20 protein-coding genes and 1 pseudogene are annotated in these 21522 nt (G+C 64.0%); 11 read left to right on the top strand and 10 right to left on the bottom strand.

What is annotated here, in order from left to right:
* Positions 1-41: 41 nt before the first annotated feature.
* The 4 genes from BN996_RS00550 to BN996_RS00565 all read right to left on the bottom strand — a co-directional run bounded on the left by BN996_RS00550 (position 42) and on the right by BN996_RS00565 (position 3976).
* Complete coding sequence (locus BN996_RS00550; RefSeq protein WP_226908654.1) at positions 42-875, bottom strand: DUF8054 domain-containing protein; 834 nt, start codon at positions 873-875, stop codon at positions 42-44.
* Between the two features lie 11 nt (positions 876-886).
* Positions 887-1990: an ABC transporter ATP-binding protein gene (locus tag BN996_RS00555; protein WP_042666467.1), complete on the bottom strand. Its 1104-nt coding sequence runs from the start codon at positions 1988-1990 to the stop codon at positions 887-889.
* Between the two features lie 124 nt (positions 1991-2114).
* On the bottom strand, positions 2115-3035 hold the full coding sequence (locus BN996_RS00560) for a carbohydrate ABC transporter permease (RefSeq protein ID WP_004967173.1): 921 nt from the start codon (positions 3033-3035) through the stop codon (positions 2115-2117).
* Positions 3032-3976 carry a carbohydrate ABC transporter permease gene (locus tag BN996_RS00565; protein WP_042666432.1) on the bottom strand — a complete coding sequence of 315 codons (945 nt, stop codon included), beginning with the start codon at positions 3974-3976 and terminating at the stop codon, positions 3032-3034. The genes BN996_RS00560 and BN996_RS00565 overlap by 4 nt, the downstream gene beginning before the upstream one ends.
* Before the next feature lie 158 nt (positions 3977-4134).
* On the opposite strand from BN996_RS00565, the gene BN996_RS00570 reads away from it, so the two are divergent.
* The gene (locus BN996_RS00570) at positions 4135-4932 is read left to right on the top strand and encodes an aldo/keto reductase (RefSeq protein ID WP_089776727.1); all 798 of its coding nucleotides are present in this window, start codon (positions 4135-4137) and stop codon (positions 4930-4932) included.
* Between the two features lie 238 nt (positions 4933-5170).
* On the opposite strand, the gene BN996_RS00575 is transcribed toward BN996_RS00570, so the two are convergent.
* Together BN996_RS00575 and BN996_RS00580 are read right to left on the bottom strand one after the other, a co-directional pair.
* The gene (locus BN996_RS00575; protein WP_089776728.1) at positions 5171-6106 is read right to left on the bottom strand and encodes a dihydrodipicolinate synthase family protein; all 936 of its coding nucleotides are present in this window, start codon (positions 6104-6106) and stop codon (positions 5171-5173) included.
* A gap of 133 nt (positions 6107-6239) precedes the next feature.
* Complete coding sequence (locus tag BN996_RS00580; protein ID WP_226908655.1) at positions 6240-7655, bottom strand: ABC transporter substrate-binding protein; 1416 nt, start codon at positions 7653-7655, stop codon at positions 6240-6242.
* A gap of 102 nt (positions 7656-7757) precedes the next feature.
* Here BN996_RS00580 and BN996_RS00585 point away from each other — a divergent pair, with 102 nt between their 5' ends.
* Together BN996_RS00585 and pdxA are read left to right on the top strand one after the other, a co-directional pair.
* Positions 7758-8996 (top strand): four-carbon acid sugar kinase family protein, encoded by a 1239-nt coding sequence (locus tag BN996_RS00585; RefSeq protein ID WP_089776730.1) that lies wholly within the window; start codon positions 7758-7760, stop codon positions 8994-8996.
* The gene (gene pdxA / locus BN996_RS00590; RefSeq protein WP_089776731.1) at positions 8996-10003 is read left to right on the top strand and encodes a 4-hydroxythreonine-4-phosphate dehydrogenase PdxA; all 1008 of its coding nucleotides are present in this window, start codon (positions 8996-8998) and stop codon (positions 10001-10003) included. The genes BN996_RS00585 and pdxA overlap by 1 nt, the downstream gene beginning before the upstream one ends.
* A 69-nt stretch (positions 10004-10072) precedes the next feature.
* On the opposite strand, the gene BN996_RS00595 is transcribed toward pdxA, so the two are convergent.
* From BN996_RS00595 to BN996_RS00605, 3 genes are all read right to left on the bottom strand, one after another.
* Entirely contained in the window at positions 10073-10837 is a 765-nt protein-coding gene (locus tag BN996_RS00595; protein ID WP_042666443.1) for an IclR family transcriptional regulator, read from the bottom strand.
* A gap of 710 nt (positions 10838-11547) precedes the next feature.
* A complete protein-coding gene (locus tag BN996_RS00600; protein WP_089776732.1) occupies positions 11548-13008 on the bottom strand; it encodes an FGGY family carbohydrate kinase in 1461 nt (486 codons plus the stop codon).
* 347 nt (positions 13009-13355) lie between these two features.
* The gene (locus tag BN996_RS00605) at positions 13356-14117 is read right to left on the bottom strand and encodes an IclR family transcriptional regulator (protein WP_042666446.1); all 762 of its coding nucleotides are present in this window, start codon (positions 14115-14117) and stop codon (positions 13356-13358) included.
* Between the two features lie 212 nt (positions 14118-14329).
* Between BN996_RS00605 and BN996_RS00610 the strand changes: the two genes are divergently transcribed.
* The 6 genes from BN996_RS00610 (at position 14330) to BN996_RS00635 (ending at position 18838) form a co-directional block, all read left to right on the top strand.
* Complete coding sequence (locus tag BN996_RS00610) at positions 14330-14755, top strand: secondary thiamine-phosphate synthase enzyme YjbQ (protein ID WP_004967184.1); 426 nt, start codon at positions 14330-14332, stop codon at positions 14753-14755.
* A 2-nt stretch (positions 14756-14757) separates the two neighbouring features.
* Positions 14758-15534, top strand: coding sequence for a class I fructose-bisphosphate aldolase (locus tag BN996_RS00615; RefSeq protein ID WP_042666448.1), 777 nt, complete (start codon positions 14758-14760; stop codon positions 15532-15534).
* A gap of 28 nt (positions 15535-15562) precedes the next feature.
* The gene (locus BN996_RS00620; protein ID WP_089776733.1) at positions 15563-16240 is read left to right on the top strand and encodes a triose-phosphate isomerase; all 678 of its coding nucleotides are present in this window, start codon (positions 15563-15565) and stop codon (positions 16238-16240) included.
* 102 nt (positions 16241-16342) lie between these two features.
* On the top strand, positions 16343-16639 hold the full coding sequence (locus tag BN996_RS00625) for a PTS sugar transporter subunit IIB (protein ID WP_089776734.1): 297 nt from the start codon (positions 16343-16345) through the stop codon (positions 16637-16639).
* A gap of 179 nt (positions 16640-16818) precedes the next feature.
* Complete coding sequence (locus tag BN996_RS00630) at positions 16819-18261, top strand: PTS galactitol transporter subunit IIC (RefSeq protein WP_089776735.1); 1443 nt, start codon at positions 16819-16821, stop codon at positions 18259-18261.
* 115 nt (positions 18262-18376) lie between these two features.
* Positions 18377-18838 (top strand): PTS sugar transporter subunit IIA, encoded by a 462-nt coding sequence (locus tag BN996_RS00635; protein ID WP_042666454.1) that lies wholly within the window; start codon positions 18377-18379, stop codon positions 18836-18838.
* A 57-nt stretch (positions 18839-18895) separates the two neighbouring features.
* Here the strand turns inward: BN996_RS00635 and ptsP are convergent, their stop codons facing one another.
* Entirely contained in the window at positions 18896-20578 is a 1683-nt protein-coding gene (ptsP, locus tag BN996_RS00640) for a phosphoenolpyruvate--protein phosphotransferase (RefSeq protein WP_089776736.1), read from the bottom strand.
* A 128-nt stretch (positions 20579-20706) separates the two neighbouring features.
* On the opposite strand from ptsP, the gene BN996_RS00645 reads away from it, so the two are divergent.
* A complete protein-coding gene (locus BN996_RS00645; protein WP_089776737.1) occupies positions 20707-20988 on the top strand; it encodes an HPr family phosphocarrier protein in 282 nt (93 codons plus the stop codon).
* A gap of 463 nt (positions 20989-21451) precedes the next feature.
* A pseudogene (locus BN996_RS19630) lies at positions 21452-21522 on the top strand (IS6 family transposase); the annotation flags it as partial.

The following is a 21522-nucleotide window of genomic DNA, read 5'->3' on the forward strand; positions in this document are numbered from 1 at the left end:
GGCGGGGATATTAAAGATACCGCAGGCGGTAGCGAAACGGGTCACGCGCCGACGACTTCGACGAACGAGGCGTCGCAGTCCGCACATCGCATCGTCGTGACGGTTCGCGTCCGACAGCACGTCTCTTCGGTTCGATGCTGAAAATCGGGTTCGCCGCCGCAGGTCGGACAGCGGTCGAGGAACAGTCGAAGTTCGCCGAGGGCGATGCCGCGCGTTCTCGAAGACAGCCCGTGCCAGCCCGGGAGTTCGTCAGCCAACGCAACCGCACCGGCCGCGTCGGCGAGGAACGCTTCGCGCGAGGGCCACCGACCGGCGTGCGCCCCGTCGACGGAGACGGCGAAGTCGCCGGCCGATTCGTCAACGACGAACTCTGACGGCTCGGCATCGACGAGCGCGGACTCCGAGAGCGCGGTGTCTACGTCGGCATCGATGGCGTCGATTGCGTCCGTCCACGCACGACGAACGGCGTCCGTCAGACAGAAATCGGCCCCGCCGTCGCACGGCACAAGCACGCCGTTTTCGACGAGGACGTTGTCGCGGTCGCCGTCTGTCACGTCGACTGATTCCGGGTGCGAATCGACGGCCGTCTGTTCCGGCCCGTGTTCGAAATACGCCATCGCCCGCGAGGGGAGGTACCGCTGTGTCAGCGTCGGTGTCCCCGGTATCAGATACCCCCGGAGGCCGATGGCCGCGGCCGACGCCGCGAGTGCGACAGCACCCAAGAGCGGCGACCCCACCCACGCGACGACTCCGGCGAGGGCGACGGCGAAGACGGCGTTCACGCCGGTACAGGGGAGACACCGATTGTCACCCGTGTACGCTGGGTTCCTGACTCGGTCGAGCACGGTCGAATCGCGGTGACGCAGCCAGTTCATCGGTCACCTCGTCACACGTCCGGACCGCGAGTCACGACATCGTCGGAGCCGGAATCGAAGAGATGCGTCGCCCGAGCCTCGATGGCGAGGCGGATCACCTCGCCTTTTTCGTAGGAGTTGTCGGCCGGGAGCGTCACCCTGACTTCGCCCTGCGGGCCCTCGATGGTCGCCAGCATCTGCTTTCCGATCCGCTCGATGAGGGTGACTTCGCCTTCGAGATCACCGCCGTTCCGGTCGAGTCTGACGTCTTCGGGCCGGACGCCAATCGTGACTTCGTCGCCGACGCCGACCGCCGTGGAATCGACCACCTGAAGCTCGACCTCTCGGCCGTCGACCGACACGACGACCGTCTCGCCGCTCGCGCGGTCTACGGTGCCGTCGAAGAAGTTCATCGACGGGTTGCCGATGAAGTTCGCCACGAACCGGTTCGTCGGCCGCTGGTAGAGTTCGTCCGGCGTCCCGATCTGCTCGATGCCGCCGTCGTTGAACACCGCGATACGGTCGCTCATCGTCATCGCCTCCTCCTGGTCGTGGGTCACGTAGATCGTCGGCTTCTTCACGCGGTCGTGGACGCGCTGAATCTCCTTGCGAATCTCGACTTTGAGCTTCGCGTCGAGGTCGCTCAGCGGCTCGTCCATCAGGAACGCTTCCGGTTCGTGGACGATGGTTCGCGCTAAGGCCGCTCGCTGTTGCTGGCCACCGCTGAGTTCGCCGGGGTACTTCTCCAGCAACTCGCGAATCTGCATGATGTCCGCGGCTTCCTCGGCGTTCTCGTATCGCTCTTGCTTCGGAACGTTCCGGACTTTCAGCGGGTAGGAGATGTTCTCTTTCACCTTCATGTGCGGGTAGAGAGCGATGTTCTGGAACATCATCGCTAAGTTCCGCTTGTGAGCCGGTTTCCCCGTCATGTCCTCGCCATCGAATCGGATGCTCCCGCTCGTCGGCGTTTCGAGCCCCGCGATACAGCGGAGCGTCGTCGTCTTCCCACACCCGGAGGGACCGACGAACGTGAAGAAATCACCCTCGTCGATGCTGAAGTCGATGCCATCGACGGCCGTTATCGTGCCGGACGGCGAACTGAACTCTTTCCGCAGGGAGCTGACCTCAATAGTCATGATTGACAACCACATACAGATTGAGAGACGTTACCATTATACGTTTCGGTGGATGCAGATTCTCGGTTTCGAAACGAGAGGAGAAGAGATCGAGGTTACGTCGGAGAGGGGGGTCGGCCGAGCGTCACATCTGCCCGCCGACTTCGAACCCTTCGAGGAGGTACTTCTGGAGCGCGAAGACGAAGATGAACGCCGGAATCACCATCATGACGCTCGCGGCCATCACCTCTCCCCAGAGCGTCTGTTTCTGAATCGTGAACATGTGGATACCGACGGTCAGCGGCCAGTTCTCACTGGTCGGCATGATGATGCGGGGAATCGTGTACGCGCCCCACGCCGTCGCGTACGAGAAGATGGCGACCGCGATAACGCCGGGTTTCGCCATCGGAAGTGCGATTTCGTAGAACGCGCGGAACGGCGACGCGCCCGCCATCTGGGCGGACTCCTCCAACGAGATGGGGACGTTCTGGAAGAACTTCCACATCAGCCAGATACCGAACGGAAGCGCCGTCGCCGTGACCGCGAGGATGAGACCGAGGTGGCTGTTGATGAGACCGATGCGACTCCAGAAGATGAACATCGGAATCGCGAGGAGGATCTGCGGGAACATGTACCCAAAGAGGATGATCCTCGCGAACGTCTTCTTGTGCGGGATGTCGATGCGCGTGAGCCCGTAGCCCGCGAGCGTCGACATCGACGTCGTGACGCCGACGACGCCGACCGAGAGAATCATGCTGTTCGTGAAGTACGTCGGGAAGTTCGTCCCCTCGAACGTGTTGACGAAGTTCTCGACAGAGAAGGCCTGCGGCAACAGCGTCTGCGGAACGTTGTAGATCATGTCGGTCGGCCGCAGCGCCGTGCTGACCATCCAGAAGATCGGGAAGATGACGACGAACAGCAGCAGCACCAACAGGGCGTTCAAAAGCAGGTTCCACCCTCTCGACCGACCCTGGTGCGAGAGGTGCGTCAACGGGTTCCACGGCTTGTCGACGGTCCGCTGCTTGACGCTCGACCACTTCTGCCCGATGTCGTTTCGGATGCTCATTCTGCACGCACCTCCGCGGACGGTTCGAAGATGCGGAAGTACAACACCGCCGCGACCAACAACACGATGAACAACACGGTCGAGACGGCCGCCGCGATACCGAGCCGACTCGTCCCGAAGGCGACGTTGTACGCGTAGATGGGTGCGGTCGTCGTCGCCCCGCGGGGGCCGCCCTGCGTGAGGACCCAGATGTAGTCGAAGGTGTTGAACATCCACACCGCACGCAGCAGCAGCACGATGAAGAACACGCCCTTCAGGTTCGGTAAGGTGATGTCACGGAAGCGCTGGTACGCCGTCGCGCCGGACATCTTCGCGGCTTCGTAGAAGCTCTCCGGGATGGCCTGCAGTCGAGCGAGCACCATCACCGTGACGAAGATGGAGTCCTTCCAACTACTCGTGAGAATCGCCGCGAGCATCGCCGACTCCTGGCTTCCGAAGAACGACACGTAGCCTTGGATGAGGCCGATCTGGACGGCGAGTTGGTTGACGATTCCCCACTGCGAGTTCAGCATCCAGAGCGCCATGAAGCCGATGACCGCGTTCGGGATGAGATACGGGAGAATCGCGAACGTCCGCGCGATGTTGACGAACTTGAACGACCGGTTGAGTAGCAACGCGAGGGTGGTGCCGAAGACCACCTGAATGACGACCGAGCCGCCCGCGTAGACGACCGACCGGCTGAGCGCATCGTAAAACGAATCGCTCGACAAGAGCGTCTCGAAGTTGGCGACGCCGATCCACTGCCACTCGTTCGAGAAGGCGTTGATGCTGAAGAAACTCGCGCCGATGACGCCGACAATCGGAACGAGATTCACGAACGTGAAGAGCAACATCGGCGGGAGAATCGTCAGCGCGGCCAGTACCTTCTTTTTCGAGAGGAACTCGAACACCTCGTCTCGTAGTTCCCGAGCCCGAGAGCCATGCTTGTTGATTGTACTCATGGAACGTGCCAATTCTTCATGAACCAACGGTAAAAATCTTCCCATCACCGCAGTCGTCGGAGCGGGTGAACGGGACGAAAGCGGGCGGAGCGCGACCCTCGAAGGCGTATCCTCCCCCATAGATTATTGTAGGAGTATGCGAGAACGTACTGACGACCATGGTATTTGGAGAGCCGAGAGTCGGCTTCGGAACGTGGCAGAACACCGACCCGGACGCCTGTGCGGAGAGCGTCCGAACGGCGCTGGAGATGGGCTACCGCCACATCGACACGGCGCAACTGTACGACAACGAGGCCTACGTGGGCGACGGAATCGAACGGGCGGACGTCGACCGCGAGGAGATAACGCTGGGGACGAAGCTCTGGCCGGGCGACCTCGCGTCCGACCGCGTCCCCGAAGCGGTCTCCGAGAGCCTCGACCGCCTCGGCGTGGACTACGTCGACGTCCTCTACGTGCACTGGCCGGCGAAGGACTACGACCCCGCCGACACGCTCGGCGCGTTTTCCGAACTCCGGGACGAGGGCCTGATTCGGAACGTCGGCGTGAGTAACTTCACCACCGACCTGCTCGACGAGGCGCGGGCCGCCTGCGACGTTCCAATCGCCGTCAATCAGGTCGAACTGCATCCGCTGCTCCCGCAACCGGAGCTCATCGAGTACTGTCGCGGTCACGATATCGAGGTCGTCGCCTACTCACCGCTCGCCCGCGGCGAGGTCTTCGAGATTCCGGAGATAACCGATATCGCCCGCGAGAACGGGCTCAGCGAGGCGCAGGTCGCCATCGCGTGGCTGCTCTCGAAAGACGGGGTCCACCCCATCCCGAAGGCGTCGAGCGAAGACCACATCCGAGGAAACCTCGACGCCGCGGACATCGAACTCGCGTCGGAGGAACTCGCTCGCATCGACGATATCGACCGCGAGCTACGAATCGCCGACCGAGACTGGGTCGACTGGTAACGCCGACCCGAGAGCGGGATTTTACGAACCGTCTGGGAGAGTCACCGGCAGTGACGTGACACACGAGGTGACGAGCGCATCGGGGTCCGAACCGGACACGCGTCGGAAACGGTACGTGAGTGATACAGAAGGGAAGCCGGCAGGGGACGCTGACCGTACGCCGGGTCGTCGCAGGCAGGACGGCACCGGCGTCTGCGTCGCGGTTGGATGGCAGACTGGTCCGTGACGCGGGACCGCCCTAATCGTCGGCGGGGACCATTTCTCTGGTTCCTCGTTCGTGCATGTGTGCGACGGCCTGCTCGATCGCCGCGCGTTTCTCGTCGCTGTTCGCCACCTCGTCGAACGGGGGGAAGAGATGGCCCGCGTCGCGCCCGAGGACGTCGATGGCGGCTTTTTCGCCGGCGGGGAAGTTCGACTCGTAGTCCTCCATCGCGGCGCGGATGAGCGGCACGATAGAGAGGTGAAGCTCGCGGGCGCGGTCGTAGTCGCCGCGCTGCGTGGCTTCCCAGATTTGGACGGAGACGCGCGGGCAGACGCTGCTGATACCCACGATACCGCCGTTGACGCCCAGCGTGTACGTCGGGAACTGCGCGATGCTCATCCCGCCGAGCACGAAGCCGTCGTCGCCGATGGCTCGGAGGTAGTGCGTCAAGTTGCCGAGCGTGCTGCTGACCTTGATGCCGGCGACTTCCGGGATGTCCCGGACGAGGTCGCCGACGAGTTCCGCGTCGAGGTCGAGCAACGCCATGACGTCGTAAATGACGATCGGAAGCTCGGAGACGTCCGCAATCGCGCGATAGTAGTCGCGAATCGAGTCGTTGTCAGCCATATGCGAGCCGGCGTACCCCGTCGGTGGCATCACCATGAGGAAGTCGGCGCCAGCATCGCGGGCGAGTCCCGCTTTCGTGGTGGCCTCGTGCGTCTGCCGCGCGATGACCCCCGCGACCACGGGAACCGCGCCGTCGACTTCGTCGACCGCGACCTCGTAGAGGTGCTGGAGCTGGTCGTTGCTCATCCGCATTCCTTCGCCGGTGCTTCCGCCGACGACGACGCCGGAAACGCCGGCGTCGAGATGGTAGCGAATCTCGTCTCTGAACGCGTCGTCTTTCAGTTGGCCGTCAGCGTCGAGCGGGGTGATAAGCGGGGGGTTTACGCCGTGAAGTTCGTTGGTCATCTGTTGTTGGAATCGTGTTTGAATCGGTGTGTCGTTCGGAATGTAACCTGGTCCGCTGTCGTGGTTACGGGGCCTTCGGCACGTCGAGACGACGGACCCCGGCGTCGGCGTCTGTGATGAGATTCACGCGTCGTTACGGCCCTTTCGCCTGTTTCAGCGACTCGCGGGCGCTCTCGGCGACTTGGTCGACCGCCTCTCCTGGGTCCATGTCCTCGCTGATCACGAGCGAGATGGCGGTCGACCCCGGTCGCGTCGTGAAGATGGAATCGACGTAGGGGTTCGGTGGGCTGGTCTCGTGCGCCGGCGGAATCGCGTCGGTCACGGACTTCCACGCCGCGATATCCTCGTCGGTGTAGGAGTCCGGGAGCTTCTCCCGCATGTCGATCTCCTCTTTTTGTTTCGGGTACAGCGGCGCGTTCTGGATGTTGATGTAGCGCTCGTAGTACTCCGGCTGGAAGATGAACTGGTCGAGGAACGTCTTCGCCATGTCCGTGTTCGACCCCTGGAACGAGCAGATGGACTTGATGACGCCGAAGAACTCCCCGGGGCCGTCGGGGCCCGGAATCGGCTCGGCGCGGATGTGTTGGTGGAAGTCGCGGTCGCGTTCGATCGACTGAATCTTCGGCCGCGCACCGCCGTACGTCGTGTGCGCCGACGACTCGGTGTGAAGCGCGTTGATTCGCTCCTCGCAGCCGATGTCCGAGCCGGGTCCCGTGTACGGCTGGAGCTGTTTGCGGAATTCGAGCATCTCGATCCAGCGCTCGCGGTTCTCTCCCTGGTCGATAGAGACCACGACCTCGCCGTCGTCGTTCCGGGTCGCCATGTTCGCGCCGTTACTCCGGAGGAAGCACTGAGCGACGAGTTCGCTACAGTAGTGCGTCGACCACGGGAGCAGCGTCGCGTCGGTCACCTCGTCAGAGTTGCTGGCTTCCTCCATCCAGCCGAGCATGTTCTCCCAGGAGTCCGGCGTCGACTCGGCGACGTCCTCTCGGTACCACTGCAGGTACGGAATCGCGAAGAAGGGAATCGTGTAGTGCTCGCCGTCGCGTTCGAGGAACGACCGCTCGTGGGGCATACCCAGTCGGTCCGTGACCGTCTCGACCAAGTCGGTCATCGGCGCGAGCGTCCCCTGGTTCTGGAGTTGCGTCGACTGCGTCACCGACGTCGGGAACAGCTCCGGCGGGTTGCCGGACTGAATGAGCTGAATGATACGCTCTTGGATGCTCTGGCCCTCTGCGCCGCATTCGAGGGTGACGGACGCGCCCGTCTTGTTTTCGAACTCGGCGAACGCGTCCTCCCAGACGCGCTTGAACACGTCCGAACACTCGTCGGTGACGACGCGCATCTCGCGCCCGCTGTAGTCCGGCCAACCGTTTTCCTGTACCGAACCGGTCGTGCTTCCTTCTGTCGACGTCGACCCTGAGCCGCCACCGCCGCCGCCGCCGATACACCCCGCTAGCCCGGCGACCGCTGAGCCGCCGACGGCTCTCAGGACGTTCCTGCGTCGGGTGACACTCCTCTCGCTGTCTCGGCATTCGTTCGATGCCATGGAATCTGCTTCATGATTGTAATGTAAATACATTTCTAACTATTGTTGACATGTGGCACAGAACGGCCGAACATTCATGGGGGCGGGGCGGAACCGGACGGTATGGCCGATTTGAATGCCGTCGTCATCGCAGACGACATCACCGGAGCGAACGACACCGGAAGTCAGTTCGCCAGTCGGGGGTATCGGACGAACGTCGTGTTCGACCCGAGCACACCGGCGGACTGTGACGTTCTCGTCGTCGACACGGAGACGCGGGAAGCGCCGCCGACGGAGGCGTACGACTCGGTTCGAACCGCCGTGACAGCGCACGACGCGCCCGTCCTGTACAAGAAACTCGACTCGACGCTCCGGGGGAACGTCGCTGACGAACTGACGGCGCTCCTCGACGCCGCGACACCGGACCTGCTGTTGCTCGCGCCGGCGTTCCCCGCGAACGGACGGACGACGGAAGGCGGCGTCCAACTGGTCGACGGTAAACCGGTCCTCCGGACGCTCACCGACTCGGAGAACCTCCCCTCGACGTCATCCGTCGTAGAGTTGCTCTCGTCGGTTCCGTATCCCGTCGAAACGGTGCACACGGACATCGTAGACGCGGGACGGCAGGCCGTCCGGTCGCGACTCACCGAGATACACGGACGCCACGACGAGCCGACCGTCGTCGTCGCCGACGCGACATCTCAGACGCACCTTCGGTTGCTCGCCGAGGGGGCCGACCAACTCACCGCCGGCGTGGCCTACGCGGGGAGCGGCGGACTCGCGGGGGCGCTATCGCTCTCACCCTCGGGCGGGGGCGAGGGTGCGGTACTCGGCGTCGCTGGGAGCATCAGCGAGACGTCGTTCGAGCAACTCGCCGCAGTCCCGGACGACGCGCTCGTGGCGCTGGACCCCGAGGCGATGCTCGAACGCCCCGAAGAAGCCGCGGCCTCTGCGCTCGGGCTGCTTCTCGACGCACAGTGCGTCCACGGCTTCGCTGTCGTCGCGTCGGCCGCGTCTCCCGAGGCCGTCGATGCGGTGAATCGGACCGCGGACGCGCTCGGACTCGACGAAGCCGCCGTCAAAGACCGAATCGCGGCGGCGTTGCGCGCGACCGTCCGAACAGTCCACGAGTCGCGGCCGCTGACCGGCCTGTTCACGACCGGCGGCTCGACGACCATCGCGGTGCTCGACGAACTCGACGTGACGTCGCTCGACCTGACGGGAATCGAACTCGCGGAGGGGGTTCCGCTCACTAGAGTTCGCGGCGGACCGGCGGACGAGACGTTGCTTGTGACCAAGGCGGGGTCGTTCGGTGACCCGACGACAATAGTTAATTGCCTCGACTTCATCGGTACGCGGTGATGACGGCAAGAGAGAGACCCCTCGTCGGCGTGACGATGGGAGACCCCGGTGGTATCGGAAGCGAGATAATCGTCAAAGCAGCACCGCAGGTGACCGACGACGCGGACCTCGTCGTCATCGGTGACGCAGACGTGGTCCGGGACGCGGTAGCGCAGTGTGAGAGCGACCTAACCGTCGAGGGGGTTGACACCGTCGCTGACGTTCGAGTCGACCCGTCGACGCTGTCCGTCCTCGACCTCGACAACGTCGCGTCGCTCGCCCACGGCGAAATCGACGAAGCGTACGGACGAGCCTCGCTGGAGTACATCGAACGCGCCATCGAACTCGCCATCGAAGGCGACATCGACGCCATCGCGACGGCTCCGATTCACAAGCAGGCGACGGCACGGGCCGGAAGCGAATTCGCGGGCCACACCGGAATGCTCGCGGCGTACACCGAGACGGACAACTACTCGATGATGCTCATCGAGGGGGGACTGCGCGTCACGCACGTGAGCACGCACGTCCCGCTCCGCGAGGCCTGCGACCTCGTGACGACGGAGAACGTCCTCGACACCATCACGGTCACCGCTCAGGGGTTGCACGACCTGGGAATCGACGACCCGACGATAGCCGTCGCCGGCTTGAATCCCCACGCCGGAGAGGGCGGACTCCTCGGCACGGAGGACGACGACGCCATCGAACCGGCGGTCGAACAGGCTTGCGAGGCGGGCATCGACGCCGAAGGCCCCATTCCGCCGGACACCGTCTACGTCAAGGCGGCCGCCGGCGACTACGACTGCGTCGTCTCGATGTACCACGACCAGGGACACATCCCCATCAAGATGCTCGGCTTCGACAGTACCGACACCGTCAGCGGCGTCAACATGACGGTCGGACTGCCGATTATCAGGACGAGCGTCGACCACGGCACGGCGTTCGACATCGCGGGGCAGGGCATCGCATCCGAGTCGAGCATGGTCGACGCGATTCGGACCGCCGCCCGCGTCGCCGTCGAGCGAGCGTGACGAACGCGGAGAACCCGTCGAGTGGTTTCGGTGGCGTTTCCAACTGACGTGGAAACATCGTGTCGTCGGTTACGCGTGTTCTATCTTGAGTTCGATGATGTTGGTCCCGTTGAGGATCTTGTGTGAGAGTTCCTCTTCGACGCGGTCGTCCCGGAGCTTGTTCGACGGGACGGTCACGCTGATCGCGCCGACGGGGTTGCCCTCGATGTCCTGAATCGGCGCGCCGACACAGCTGATGCCGACGTCGCCTTCGTCTCGCTCGATAGCGTACCCGCGTTCCCGCGTGGCGTCGAGTTCCTCGAAGAGCGCCTCGCGCGTGCGGACGGTGTTTTCGGTGACCGCTCGAAGCCCCCACTTGTCGACGATGTCGTTCACCTCGTCGTCCGAGAAACACGAGAGGATGGCCCGCCCGAATGCCGGTCGATGGAGGTACGAGTGCTTCCCCACGGGCGCGAGGTCGACGGCGGCGTTGTCGCCGCGCGCCATGAATATCACGACGCCGCGACCGTTCTCCTCGATTGCGAGATTGACCAGTTCACCGGTCTCTTTCGCCAGGTCGTGGACGACCTTTCGCCCGTGTCGGTAGACCGGAAGCCGCTCTCTGATCTTGCCCCCGTAGTGGAGGAACTGAAGCGAGAGTCGGTACTTGCTGCCCTCCTTGACGACGTAATCGTTCTCTCGGAGCGTCTGTAGGTGGACGTAGACGGTGCTCGTCGGAAGTCCGGTTCGCTCCGACAGTTCCGTTACCCCCAGCGAGTCCTCCTCCACCAGCGCCTCGACGAGTTCGAGGGTCCGCTCAACCGCCTCAAGCGTTCGTGGTTCGTTGGTTGCCATACGATAACACACTATTTCCACCCTGATTAAATATTTGGGTTTGGGGCGTGGGTTAGCACGGTCGCGACTGCTGAATCGAACGCTGGTCGAGAACGTGACCCTGGGACGGGTTGTCGGCTGTCTCGCCGGCCACCGTTCGGCGGAGGGCTCTGCGTCTCCGCCTCGAAACGGAACCGTTGCACGCGGGGAACCGCTTTCTGAACGTCCGCCTCTGTGTGCGACAAGTGGACATCTCCGGCGTCCTCTGCGTTGTAATGCCACGATTACGAGCGTTTTGGGTCGATGCTTGCGTTTCCACTCCGGGTGAAAGCACTAGACGTGTCGGGTGCACTGCGCGGGGACTTGGTCCGCGATAACCGCGCGAGCGCACGTTTTGAGCGTCGTTGGAGTGGCTCGGCGGCGAGCGGGCGACCAGCGGAACCGCAACGCCGGTTGGAATGGTCGCCGCTGGTCGGGGTCGGTGTGCATCACTTTCCATGTGGGTTGGAAACCGTTTCGGACCGGGCGGTCACGTGCTTCGCTCGGATGCGCGATGGACAGCATAGATTACAGATATACGCTTGTAACACTCCGGGAGTCAGGTCACGAAACGCAGAACGCGCTCGATCGCATCGGCACGCGTGCGACGTGGTCGTCTACGGTTCCCGCGTCCGTGCCACCGACGCGGCCGATTGTCGTCCAGTCGGCGGGCTACGCCGTCGCGGTCGGGGTCACTCCCGTTGATAGAACTCCGCGATGTCCCGCCAGCGGTCGAAGTACGTCTCTTTCTGGGTATCGAAGTCCGCGCCGACCGACGGGTCCGGTTCGATAACGTCGCGCTCCCGGAGGAGGTTTTCCGCCGCCGTCTCGACGTCGCTGTAAATCGACGTGATGAGCGCGGGAGCCATGACCGCGCCGGCAGTCGTCCGCGGCTCCATCTCGACGACCGGGCGGTCCCATATCGACGCCCGGAGCGTGTTCCACCAGTCGTAGTTGCCGTCGAGCGTCGGCGTCCCGTCGTTGATGACGAGCACGCGGTCGATGTCGGTGTCGAAGTGCTCTTCGACCAGCGAGATGTACGTCCACTCGGTCAGGATGATGCCGGTGATGAGCCCGCGCGCCAGTCGGCCGTGGACCTCCTCGGTCGACAGGGAGTTGTCGTAGTTGAGGCCGAGGAGCGACCCCGCGACGTCGGCGTCGAAAAACGGGCTTCGGTTGCCCTTGAGGAACACCTCGTAGCCGTGGCCACTCGGGACTTGCCGGGCGAGTTCGAGCCCGCGCTCCGGCGTGCAGTTGAGGACGCGGTCGAAGAACCACCGAAGGAGGTTGCCGGTGTCGAACGACGCGCCGGGCAGGTAGCCGTCGATAGGGTGACGGTGGTAGTACAGCGCCGGGTGCGGCGAGACGGACTCCGAGACGTACTTGACGACGCTCGAGGCGCCGAAGGTGATGCTGAAGTCCCCGGGTTTGACGCCGCCGTTCGCCAGCACCGAGGCATTGCCGTCAGTGAGCCCCTGAAAGAGTTTGATGCCGTCGAAGCCGGTCCGCTCGGCCAACTGGCCGTCGGCGACGCCGATGAACGAGCCGGGTGGTCGAATCGCCGGAAAGAGCGACCGAGGCAGGTCGAGCGTCTCGAACAGCGACTCGAACCACGTGGGCAGGGGCGTCGTCACGTCGGCACCGAACTTCAGCGCGTTCGTCCAGTCGGTCTCGATATCGCGCCACGGCGTCGACGCGTCGAACCGGAGCCGGTACAACAGCCACGTCGTCGGGCTGAGAATCCACTCGACCGTCTGGAACTTGTCGGGATACTCCGCCCGCAGCTTCAGAATCTTCGGAAGCGGACTGGTCGGAGAAAACGCGATGTTCTGGTTAATCGAGAGGTCGGAGAGGTCGAGGTCCTGGAGCTTCGACGCCTGTTCGGGCGCGGAATCGAAGTACATCTGCGGGGGAAACACCGGCTCGCCGTACTTATCGACGAGCACGGCGGTCCCCGACGTACTCGCGACCGAGCCGATGCCGGTCTGCGGGAGCGCCGGCGCCGCTTCGTGGAGCGCTCGCTCCCACGCGAGCGTCGTCTGCTCGGCCACGGGTGCCTCGCCGCCGGCGAGTCGTTCGCCGTCGGTGCTGTACACATCGACATGCACGCTCGCGGTACCGAGATGAACGCCGACCAGTTGCGGGCTCTCCATACCACGCCGTCACACAGGATGCAATTAAATCCTTCCGAGGATGGTACCCCAACGAGCGCGCGAGGGCGCAGTCCGGCCGGTCGGCCGCAACGACGTTCGATTGGTAACGATTGTCACATGGTGGGCCTGGAATCGCGTTCGATTGACAGACGAAGCGAAGACGCCGCTATTTCACGATAATTGACGACGTTCGGTGCAGTTAGCGGACAAACGCCAATCTCCGGCGGCCACCATAGTATTCTATATCTGGGAACGGTCGTTCACTTCAGATGAACTGTGTGGACGAAGCCCCCCGCAGACGGGCAGCGGTCGCCAAGATGTAGATTACAGATATAGGTCCGTAATCTTCAGTGGTTCGCGTGAAGTTCGATGACGTTCGCGGCGCTCTGAACGATATCGGGAACCTCGTCGGTGAAGTGTTCGCTGTTCGTGCGGCTGACGGGTTGTGAGACGCTGATTGCACCCAGCACGGTCCCGTCTTTCGCGATGATGGGCGCACCGACGCACCGGAGTCCTCGGATGAGTTCCTCGTTGTCGACGGCGTAGCCGCGGTCACGGACCGTCGCCAACTGCGCGTCGAGTTCCGCTCTGTCGGTGATGGTCTGGTCGGTCTCCGCGGGAAGGCCGTGTTCCTCGACGATTTCGTCGACGCGCTCGGACGGGAGGTGCGCCAGTATCGCCTTTCCGAGGCCGATGGCGTGTAGCGGCCGTCTGAGACCGGGGTAGATGTCCAAATCGACCGCCTGCTCGCCCTGTTCGGAGGCGAGGTAGACGCCCTGTCCGTACTCCTCGACCATCAGGTTCGCCAGCTCGCCGGTCTGGGACGCCAATCGGTGGACCTCGCGCTTCGCCACCTGATACAGCGGGTGGCGGTGCTGTACGTACCCTCCGAACCCGAGCAGGCGGAGACTGAGTTCGTAATCGGTCCCGTTGCGGACGACGAACTTCTCGGCTTCGAGCGTGCTGAGGTGGTTGTGGACCGTGCTCTTGTTCATTTCGAGTTCCCGCGCGATGAACGTCACGCTGCTCGACCCGTGTTCTCGAAGCGCGTCGAGAATCTGAATCGTCTTCCGACTCGTTTCGACCCGGTGGGGCGCGTTCTCTGTCATGACTGTGTGTCGTCGAGACGGTCCTAAATAGTTTGTTCTACTCAGTAGAACGATTGTTCGGCTCGGAGCGACGGTGGGACGGACCGGCGACACCGTTCGAACGGCGGACGTAAAACTGTCAGCGCTGGAAATCGGGGGAAATAGGGTCGCTGTGGCGTATTCGGGGACAGGGCGGCAAAAACTATTTACGCTCACTCTCTGAGCTACGGAGTATGGAGATACAGACAGAGAGCTTCTCCATCGAGAGCCACAGCAGGTTCGAGATTCTGAGCGTCACTCCCGAGGTGGAAGCGACCATCGAGGACCTCGGCGTGACCGATGGACTCGTGTACGTGTCGACGCCGCACACGTCTGCGGCGCTCTCGACCAACGAGTACGAAGAGAAGCTCCTCGACGACATGATTGACAAGTTCAAGGAGATAGCCCCCCCGGACGAGGGCTACTACCACGACCTCGACCACATCACCGCGGGCGAGCAGCCGAACGCCCACGCGCACCTCATCTCCGCGATGATCAAGCGGCCGGTCCTTCTCGTCCTCCGCGACGGGGAGCTCGACCTCGGGACCTGGGAGGAGGTCATGTTCTTCGAACTGTGCGGCCCGCGCGAGCGAACGATTACCACGACGATTCTCCAATAGCCATGACGGACCAACCACTCGGACGATCGGTGACTGTCGCTATCGACCACGGCCTCCATTGGGGCTCCCTCGAAGGGTTCGAGGACCCCGCGGCGCTCCTCGATACGGTGTTGGACGCCGGCCCCGACGGCATCTTGGCGAGCGTGCCGTTCCTGAAGCGCTTCGAGGACCGAATCGACGCCGCCGACGTCCACACCATCGGCACGCTCGACCTCCTGTACGACTCGACGATGCCGGGCGACATCGAGAACGCAGAAATCCACTCCCAGGTGTTCAGCGTCGAGGACTGCGCCGACGTGGCCGACGCCGCGAAGGTCGCGCTCGTCTTCGGACGGGAGAGCCCCGACGTGCTGAAGGAGAACGCCGAGTTCGTCGCCGCCGCGGCCGAAGACTGCGACGACGCGGGGATTCCGCTCATCGTCGAGCCGACCCTCTGGGGCCAGCGCGCCGACGACGAGTTCGACACCGACTACCTCGTCAACGCCAACCGTCTGGGCTTCGAACTCGGCGCGGACATCCTGAAGACGCCGTACCCGCCGACGGGCTTCGAGCGCATCGTGCACAACGCGCCGGTGCCGACGTACATCGCCGGGGGTCCCGCCGTCGAGACGGACCGAGAGGTACTGGAGATGGTTCACGGTGCCGTCGAAGCCGGCTCGCAGGGCGTGATGTTCGGCCGCAACGTCTGGCAGCGGGACGACCCCGCGGCCATCATCGACGCGCTCTCGGCCATCGTCCACGAGGGCGCGACCATCGAGGAGGCGGAGACGCTGCTATGACTTCCCGAAGCACCACCCGAACCCGCCCATGAACCTCCCGTACCCCCACTTTCAGGTCAACTTCAAGGTGTATCCGAACACGAGCGGCGAGGACGCGCTGTCGTTCGCGCGGATGCTCGAAACGATAGAGGCGGAGACCGACGCGCGCTTCGTGTTGACGCCGCAACTGCCGGACATCCGGCTGATAACCGAGCACACCGACCTCGCCGTCACCGCGCCCGCGATGGACGCCGTCGAGCCCGGTCGCGGGATGGGGAAAATCCTCCCGGAGACCGTCGCAGACGCGGGGGCCGACGGCGTCGTCATCAACCACGCGGAGAACCGCGACACGCTGTCCGACCTCGTGTGGAAAATCGAGCGCTGTCGCGACCTCGATCTCGACTCGGTCGTCTGCGTCGACAGCATCGAGATGGGTCGCGCAGTCGCGGAGTTCGACCCCGACTCGATGATATACGAGATGCCCGAAGACATCTCGTCGGACCGAGCGATCACGCAGACCCACCCCGACCGCGTTCGCGACTTCGTGGCGATGGTCGAGACGGAGAACCCGCGCACTCGCGTCCTCGTCGGCGGCGGCATCTCCACCGCCGAAGACGTCCGCCTCGCCTTCGAACAAGGTGGCCACGCGACCGGTGCCGCGTCGGCCGTGTCGCTCGCGTCGGACCCGGAGTCACTCCTCCGCGACATCGCAGCGAGTTTCCCCTGAGACGACCGCCAACGGCGGGACGCGCCGCTCCGCTCGGCGACTGCGGCGCGGCGGACCGGCGCAATCTTTTTAGTGATCATCGATGATGTGCAATACACGTCAATGACAACCAAGAATATCCTCGTAGTGTGTGGCACATCGGTCGCGACGTCGACGGTCGTCAAGGAAGCGCTGAAAGAGAAGCTCCCGGAGCGTGGCCTCGACATCGGAACCATCGCCAAGGCGAAGGCGACGGAGGCCCCCGGCAAGGTCTCTTCGGGGAACTTCGACCTCATCGTCACCACGACGCAACTCAACGAAGACAAGTTCGACATTCCGGTCATCCACACGACGGCGTTCATGACCGGCATCGGCCAAGACGAGGTCCTCGACGACATCGCCGCGGCGCTCGAAGACTGACGGGTTGGCGAGTCGACGATGACACCGATTTTTCACGAACGATAGTAATATTTATGTGGGAACGCCCTCATCCTGAGACAGGGTTGTGAGTTAATAACATGGTAGTACCAGACGTATTCTTACAGAGTGGTGTAAGCTCCCTGTTGAATTCCATCAACAGCGTAATCCAATCGTTGGGCGTGAGCGTCCTCCTTCCGATAATCATCTTCCTCATCGCGCTCGCGTTCCGGGTGGACGTGTTGAAGGCGGCGCGTTCGTCCATCCTCATCGGTATCGGTTTCATCGGAATCAATCTCGTCATCGGGCTGTTCAGCGAGAACATCAGCCCGCTGGCCCAACAGATGGTCGAGGTGACCGGCATCACGCTTCCGGCGGTCGACGTCGGCTGGCCCGCCGCCGCCGCCATCGCCTTCGGTATCGCGGAACTCGGCGTCTGGATGATTCCGCTGTTCGTCGTGATGAACCTCGTCCTCTTCGCAATCGGGTTCACCTACACGCTCAACGTGGACATCTGGAACTACTGGCACTTCGCCTTCATCGGCGGGCTGGTCTACATGAGCACGAACAACTGGCTGTACTCGGTTGCAGTCGGGCTGACGCTGGGGCTGTTCGTCCTCGTGGCCGCGGACTGGACGCAACCGGCCGTCGAAGAGACGTTCGATACGCCCGGTATCTCCATCCCGCACGGGACCTCGGCGCCGTACGCCGTCGCCGCGATTCCGATTCACTGGGCGGTCGACAAGACGCCCCTCGGAAACATCGAAGCCGACCCCGACGCGATTCAAGACCGGTTCGGCATCCTCGGCGAGCCCATCTTCGTCGGCCTCGCTATCGGGCTCGTCATCGGTATCGCCGCCTACAGTAACGCGCTCTTCGTCGCCGAGAGCTGGTACGCCATCCTCACCGCCGGCATCTCGTTCGCCGCGGTGATGCACATCCTCCCGATGATGGTCGGTATCCTCATGGAGGGGCTGACGCCGCTTTCGGAGTCGATTCGGAACTACATGACCTCGCGGTTCGAAGACCGCGACATGGCAATCGGCCTCGACTCGGCCATCCTCATCGGCCACGAGTCGGTCATCGCGTCCAGCCTGCTCATCGTCCCCATCGCCATCGTGATGTCGATCATCCTCCCCGGCAACGACGTGCTGTGGGGCATCGACCTGGCGACGTTCCCGTTCTTCTTCGCGCTGATGGTCCCCATCATGAACGGCAACATCGTGAAGATGGTCGTCACGGGGACCATCCTGCTGATTCCGCTGCACTACATCTCCTCCGCGGTGGCTCCGCTCCTGACGCAGGCGGCTGGGAGCGCGGGCTTCGACCTCGGTGGTCGCGGGCTCATCACGTCGCCCGTCGCTGACGCGGGGTCGCCCGCGACGGGCATCCTGGCGCTCATCCCGGCGCCGGTCGCCCTCGCGGTCGGACTCGTCATCGTCCTCGGTATCTGGGTCGCACTCCGGATGTGGCCCCAGCGGATGTACATGGTCGCCGGCGCGTCCGAAGAGAAGGCGCGGGAGACCGTCGAGCGTCGTCACACCGGCAAGGGCGGCGGCCTCCTTCCCAACAAACTCGGCTCGACCGTCGACACGGCGGGCGCGGAGAATCGCTCCGACGACTGACCGGACAGTTCCCCGTTGGCGTCCGCGGCCCGACCGCGACGAGCCACCGTGCTTCGCCGAACCGTCGGCGAACCGGTACCAACACTTTTCTCGGAGACCCGCGTACGACTCATCGATGCGAACCGAAAGCCTCGAACTGACTGGCGAGACGGACGAAGCGGTCCTCACGGAACTCGGCGCGTACGCCTACGACCGAGGCTGGGCCGACGAGAGCTACGCGGACGCCCTCTTGGCACGCGAAGCCGACTACCCGACGGGGCTCGACATCCCGACGATGGGCTTCGGCATCGCCATCCCCCACGCCGACCCCGACCACGTCTCCGAACAGGCCGTGCTCCTCGGACTGCCGCCCGCGGGCGAGTCGGTCGCCTTCCGGAGCATGGACAACCCCGACGAGCGCGTCGACGCCGAAGTCGTCGTGTTGCTCCTGGTGACAGACACCGAGGGCTACTCGTCGTTCCTCTCGAACCTCGCCAAACTCTTTCAGGCCGAGGAGTTCGCCGAGCTGACGAAGCGCCGCGACGCCGACGGCCTGCTCGACCTCGTCGTCGAGCGCTGTGTCGATTTCGACGGCTGAGAAAAACACGCTGCGGGCGGCCGGTTCTCCCCGGACGAGCGCCCGGTCGTCGGTCGCTCAGTCGATGAGTGCTCGCGCGTCCTCGCGGGTCTCGACGCTGAGGGCCGCCTCGGAGAGCGCCGCCGCCGACTCGTCGTCGACGTCCCGGACGCCCGCCTTCACGTCGGGAATCGTCACGGCGCTCATGCTCAGTTCGTCGAGACCGAGTCCGACGAGCAGTTCGGTGAGGTCCGGGTCGCCGGCCATCTCGCCGCACATGCCGACCCAGGCGTCGCCCTCGTGGGCGGCCTCGACCGTCCGCGCGATGGCGCGGAGGACCGGCGGGTGAAGCGGGTCGTGTAACGAGGCGACGCGGGCGTCGTCGCGGGCCGCGGCCATCACGTACTGGGTGAGGTCGTTCGTCCCGATACTGAGGAAGTCGAGGCGGTCGGCGAACTCGCGGGCGAGGAAGACCGACGCCGGCGTCTCGACCATCGCGCCGAGTTCGGGGACCGCGTAGTCGACGCCCGCGTCGTCGAGGTCCGCGGCGATTGCGCTCACTTCGTCGAGGAGCGCGTCGAGCTCAGTCACCGTCGACACCAGCGGGAACATCACGGCGAGCTGCGCCGGGCCGGCGGCCGCGCGCAGAATCGCGCGGACGTGTTCCTCGAACAGTTCGGGCCGCTCGCCCGGTGCGAACCGGACGCCGCGAACGCCGAGAAACGGGTTGTCGCCGGGGGCAGAGTCGACGTACGGAATCGGCTTGTCGCCCCCGATATCGAGCGTTCGGACGACCACGCGCGACCCGGCGAACGCCTCGCACACCTCGTGGAGCGCCTCGTACTGCTCGTCTTCGTCCGGCGGCGTCTCCCGGTCGAGAAAGAGGAACTCCGTTCGAAAGAGCCCGACGCCGTCCGCACCGCGTTCGGCGGCCGCCACCGCTTCCCGCGGCGTTCCGACGTTCGCGGCGACTTCGACGTGCCGGCCGTCGGCCGTCGTGACGGGGTCGTGGTGAACCGTCGCACCGCCCGATTCTCGCGCCGCGGCGACGGCGTCGTCGTCCGGGTCGACGGTCACGTCGCCCGTGGTGCCGTCGACGACGAGACGCGTATCGTCGGCGAGGTCGAGCGCGTCGGGGGCGACGCCGACCACCGCCGGAATCGCCAGCGACCGAGCCATGATGGCGGCGTGCGAGGTGCGGCCCCCCTCGACCGTGACGAACCCGGCGACTGCGTCGGGGTCTAACTGTGCGGTGTCGCTCGGGGTGAGTCGCTCCGCGACGAGCACGGTTCCCTCGGGGAGCGCCGAGAGGTCGACCCGGTCGCGGTCGAGCAGAATACGGAGCACTCGGTCGCGGACGTCGCGAAGGTCGTCCGCGCGCTCGGCGAACATCCCGTCTGCCCCCTCGAACGTGGCGATTGGATCCTCGAACGCCCGCGAGACGGCTCGTTCGGCGGTGACGCCGCCTTCGCTGACCGCGGCTTCGACGCCCCCGGTGATCTGCGGGTCGCCGAGGAACTGCTGGTGCGCGTCGAATATCTCCGCCTCTTCGGTGCCGACGCGCTCGGCCGTCCGAGACCGCTCGCGGGCGAGTTCGTCCGCCGCCGTCTCCCGTGCCTCTTCGAACCGCTGAAGCTCAGTTTCGGGGTCGGCCGCCGACCGTTCGTCGTCGTCGAGGTCGACCGTCGAATCGTACTGGACGACCGTGCCGACACCGCGTAGCGGCGTCACGCCGACGCCCGAGATTATGCAGTCGCTCATCGGTCCCTCGTAGCTACCGCTGGATACGCTGCGCTTGCGAACATGGCACGCGACTAGTCCACGTCCGCCGGCAAAAACGCTCGCCAAGCGGAAAGGCCTTAGTACCGGCGTGGGAAATGGTGGCACGGATGGCAGCGAAATCAGCGACAGTAGTCGTAGAGCACGAGACCGGTCTCCACGCACGACCCGCGTCGATGTTCGTCCAGACGGCGTCGAAGTTCGAGACGGACATCTCCGTGCGGAAAGCCGGCGGGGAGACGGAAGTAGACGCGAAAAGCAGCATCGCCGTTCTCTCGCTCGGCGTCGGCCCGGACGAGGAAATCGTCATCACCGCCGACGGCAGCGACGGCGAGCAGGCCGTCGAGCGACTCGTCAAACTCGTCGAGAACGACTTCGACCTCGATCAGTAGACAACCGAACTCGCCACCGACCGCGACGCTCGCGACCGACGGCCGGAGTGACGACGACAGCTGAGCATCGCCGTCAGGACGATGCTCCGCCTCTCCTGACGGTCGACAATTGTGGTTCTACTGTGAGCTGTTGCCGCCGCTGTCGCCCGGCGTGAACACCGTCGCACGGGCCGCGTATTCAAGACAGTATTTTGAGTATTCAACAGTCGTAACAACGAACATATGTGTCGAGATGGTAGTTGAGATATTACTTCGAACAGCACGCAAACTGCTCTTTCAGCTCGTGTGTCGTCAGTTTCGAATCGCAGTTTGATTCGAGAACGCGAGCGACGCACCTGAGAAGCTATCTCGGCGAATCAATGTCTCAACTGTAGGTACTACGTCGATTAAATATTTCAACTATAGGCACTGTCTAGTTAAGCCAGTTTGAGGAACGAGCAGGTCGTTGAGTTAGTTGGTCAAGATGCTCGCAGACCTGCTCAGCGAGTGCTTTGCGACGGATTTAGAAGAAACTTGGGAGCGTGAGCGGACGGC

This window comes from Haloferax massiliensis (genome assembly GCF_001368915.1).
GTDB lineage: Archaea > Halobacteriota > Halobacteria > Halobacteriales > Haloferacaceae > Haloferax > Haloferax massiliensis.

What these genes read in the sequence shown, in the direction of transcription:
- BN996_RS00610 (WP_004967184.1), top strand. Translation starts at nt 14,330, where the DNA reads ATGGAGATACAGACAGAGAGCTTCTCCATCGAGAGCCACAGCAGGTTC.
- BN996_RS00570 (WP_089776727.1), top strand. Translation starts at nt 4,135, where the DNA reads ATGGTATTTGGAGAGCCGAGAGTCGGCTTCGGAACGTGGCAGAACACC.
- BN996_RS00625 (WP_089776734.1), top strand. Translation starts at nt 16,343, where the DNA reads ATGACAACCAAGAATATCCTCGTAGTGTGTGGCACATCGGTCGCGACG.
- BN996_RS00635 (WP_042666454.1), top strand. Translation starts at nt 18,377, where the DNA reads ATGCGAACCGAAAGCCTCGAACTGACTGGCGAGACGGACGAAGCGGTC.
- BN996_RS00595 (WP_042666443.1), bottom strand. Translation starts at nt 10,837, where the DNA reads ATGGCAACCAACGAACCACGAACGCTTGAGGCGGTTGAGCGGACCCTC.
- BN996_RS00605 (WP_042666446.1), bottom strand. Translation starts at nt 14,117, where the DNA reads ATGACAGAGAACGCGCCCCACCGGGTCGAAACGAGTCGGAAGACGATT.
- ptsP (WP_089776736.1), bottom strand. Translation starts at nt 20,578, where the DNA reads ATGAGCGACTGCATAATCTCGGGCGTCGGCGTGACGCCGCTACGCGGT.
- BN996_RS00555 (WP_042666467.1), bottom strand. Translation starts at nt 1,990, where the DNA reads ATGACTATTGAGGTCAGCTCCCTGCGGAAAGAGTTCAGTTCGCCGTCC.
- BN996_RS00560 (WP_004967173.1), bottom strand. Translation starts at nt 3,035, where the DNA reads ATGAGCATCCGAAACGACATCGGGCAGAAGTGGTCGAGCGTCAAGCAG.
- BN996_RS00565 (WP_042666432.1), bottom strand. Translation starts at nt 3,976, where the DNA reads ATGAGTACAATCAACAAGCATGGCTCTCGGGCTCGGGAACTACGAGAC.
- pdxA (WP_089776731.1), top strand. Translation starts at nt 8,996, where the DNA reads ATGACGGCAAGAGAGAGACCCCTCGTCGGCGTGACGATGGGAGACCCC.
- BN996_RS00620 (WP_089776733.1), top strand. Translation starts at nt 15,563, where the DNA reads ATGAACCTCCCGTACCCCCACTTTCAGGTCAACTTCAAGGTGTATCCG.
- BN996_RS00575 (WP_089776728.1), bottom strand. Translation starts at nt 6,106, where the DNA reads ATGACCAACGAACTTCACGGCGTAAACCCCCCGCTTATCACCCCGCTC.
- BN996_RS00585 (WP_089776730.1), top strand. Translation starts at nt 7,758, where the DNA reads ATGGCCGATTTGAATGCCGTCGTCATCGCAGACGACATCACCGGAGCG.
- BN996_RS00615 (WP_042666448.1), top strand. Translation starts at nt 14,758, where the DNA reads ATGACGGACCAACCACTCGGACGATCGGTGACTGTCGCTATCGACCAC.
- BN996_RS00645 (WP_089776737.1), top strand. Translation starts at nt 20,707, where the DNA reads ATGGCAGCGAAATCAGCGACAGTAGTCGTAGAGCACGAGACCGGTCTC.
- BN996_RS00600 (WP_089776732.1), bottom strand. Translation starts at nt 13,008, where the DNA reads ATGGAGAGCCCGCAACTGGTCGGCGTTCATCTCGGTACCGCGAGCGTG.
- BN996_RS00580 (WP_226908655.1), bottom strand. Translation starts at nt 7,655, where the DNA reads ATGGCATCGAACGAATGCCGAGACAGCGAGAGGAGTGTCACCCGACGC.
- BN996_RS00550 (WP_226908654.1), bottom strand. Translation starts at nt 875, where the DNA reads ATGAACTGGCTGCGTCACCGCGATTCGACCGTGCTCGACCGAGTCAGG.